Raw genomic sequence first — 2,092 nt, forward strand, 5'->3', positions numbered from 1 at the left:
CAGCGAATAAGCGACAGGGCGAACGCGCTCATCGCCGCCCCACTCCATCGGGCTCGACGTCGTCCGGCGATCGGCTCACCGGAGGGATCACCGCCGGGGACCGGCTGCTCGTCCTTCCCTGGCTCGTCCACGCCGCCCAGGAGCTCTACGCCGGCTACATCGACGAAGGACGACTGCCCCGTCCCGATGTCCCCGATCCTGTCGGGAAGGCCCTGCTCCGCCACCGTCAGCAGCTCGACGAGCTCCTGGAGAGCGACCTCAAGGAGATCGCCCAGCGGGCAGGTCTGCCCCACCGCTTCCGCCTGCTGGAGAAGACCGCCGCCTCTCTCGGCATCCCCGGCCTGACCGGCGAAGTCGACCTGCTCATCGCCGACCCGGACCGCGGGAGGCTGTGGGTGATCGAGGCGAAGAACCCGGTACCCGCCGTGGCACCGCACGCCGTCCTCCAGCACATCCAGCGCTTCACGACCCGCTACCGCGACAAGCTCCTGGCCAAGACGGCCACCATCGCCGCCTTCCCCGCACAAGCCGCGGGGGCCTGCCGGGCCGCTTCCGAACAGCCTTGGCAGGTGCTGCCGTTGATGGTGACCCGCGCTGTGGAGCCCGCCGCGTTCGTCACCGACTCCCGCGTTCCGTACACCACCGCCGACAACCTCGCCCACGTCCTCACCGCGCCGGGCGACCCCGCCCCGGGCTGGATCCCACGCCGGGACTGAACCGGCCCTGCCGGGGCATGCCCCGGCCCCAGGGGCACGTACGGGTCCGCGCGGCGAAGAGGCCGCCGAGGCCGGTGCGGCGTGACGGCATGCGACGGCACACGAGTTGTGTGCCGCCAGCGGCGGGGGAGCGGCCGGCGGCGGGGCGGCGCAGGTACGCGACCGACTCGAAGCGGCTGGGCGGCAGGAGAAGCTCGTCAGTGCCTCAGGCCGGGACCTTCAATCGGTGATCCGAGAGGCAGAGAGCCCGGACCGCGCTGAGCAGCGCGGTCCGGGCTCTCATGGTGCGGGGAGATAGGTCAGGGCGGGGTGTCGTCGTAGGCGAGGTGAGCCAGGAGGAGAACCTCGGGGCGGCCGAGGAGGTCGTCGGGGTCTGCGTGGGTCCGGTACAGGGAGAGTGCCGCCTCGGCGAGGATGAGCAGCTCTGTGCGGCAGAAGACTTCGTCGATGTCCGGGGCGTCGGGAAGGCCGTTGTCGAGGGCGTCCATGCTGGTCGCGAGGCGCTCCAGCAGCAGCGCCACTTCGGGCGTCACGCCCTGCTGGGGAAGCGGGTGGGCCTGTTTGAGGGTGAGGCAGGCGCGGGCCAGTGTCACCAGGTCGGAGTCCGTGAGATCGCCGCGGGCGACCGGCACGAGTGAGGAGCCGGAGAGGCCGAGCAGCCGCCACAGCCCGTCCGGCGCCCGGCCGTTGGTGGTCGGCTCGGCCTGACCCGGGTTTTCCTCGGCGGGGGTGGCGACGAAGCGCAGCCAGAACCGGCCGTCGCCGGAATGCATGTCCAGAGTGTCGGGATGAGTACTGCTGACGCGGCCCGGGGGCTGGGCACGCAGCAGTCGGCGGGCGGCCAGGAGGACGTCCAGGCCGGGCAGTTCCCGGTGGTCGGGGTCGGCGGCCTGGGTCCAGCCGGTTTCGGTGCGGACGTGGACGGTGTAGTCGGCGTCGGGGTCGATCAGCTGGCGGGCGGTGGCGTAGGCGCGGTCGGGGGTCATGCTGCGGTCTCCTCGGCGCCGGGGCGGTGCTCGTGTTCGCCGCTGTTGTTCACCTTGACGAGCAGCAGGCCAGCCTCGTCGCGCTGGTCCTCGATGTGGATGTAGGGGACGTCGGTGTCGAGGCCCCACTGGGCGCGCCGGCGGATGAGGATGCTGACGCCGAAGACCTGGATCTCGTAGACGTCGCTGGGGGTGTTGTCCTTGGGGGAGGCGTCGACCACGGTGATCGAGGCGTCGCGGACGCGGTGGAGCGGAGTCGATGAGGGTCGTCTTGCCCACCCCGCTGGAACCGCTCCAGCAGCGCCTGAAGCCCGCCGCGCGAACCAGAGTCCTGAACGCTTCGACCGGGAACGTCCGCGCCCCGAGTCCGCGTTCGCGCGGATCGAGGGC

2 protein-coding genes and 1 pseudogene are annotated in these 2,092 nt (G+C 71.7%); 1 reads left to right on the forward strand and 2 read right to left on the reverse strand.

Features of this window, described 5'->3' with window-relative positions:
* A pseudogene (locus ACNFOC_RS53670) lies at positions 1-716 on the forward strand (hypothetical protein); the annotation flags it as partial.
* 299 nt (positions 717-1,015) lie between these two features.
* On the opposite strand, the gene ACNFOC_RS53675 reads toward ACNFOC_RS53670, so the two are convergent.
* Both ACNFOC_RS53675 and ACNFOC_RS53680 read right to left on the reverse strand, forming a co-directional pair.
* Positions 1,016-1,702 (reverse strand): hypothetical protein, encoded by a 687-nt coding sequence (locus ACNFOC_RS53675; protein ID WP_416966209.1) that lies wholly within the window; start codon positions 1,700-1,702, stop codon positions 1,016-1,018.
* A complete protein-coding gene (locus tag ACNFOC_RS53680) occupies positions 1,699-1,923 on the reverse strand; it encodes a hypothetical protein (RefSeq protein WP_416966210.1) in 225 nt (74 codons plus the stop codon). The genes ACNFOC_RS53675 and ACNFOC_RS53680 overlap by 4 nt, the downstream gene beginning before the upstream one ends.
* Positions 1,924-2,092 lie beyond the last annotated feature (169 nt).

The sequence above is a fragment of the Streptomyces colwelliae genome (assembly GCF_048158785.1).
Taxonomy (GTDB): Bacteria; Actinomycetota; Actinomycetes; order Streptomycetales; family Streptomycetaceae; genus Streptomyces.

Bases quoted from the DNA above. Each gene is read 5' to 3' on its own strand.
- ACNFOC_RS53675 (WP_416966209.1), bottom strand. From the start codon at position 1,702: ATGACCCCCGACCGCGCCTACGCCACCGCCCGCCAGCTGATCGACCCC.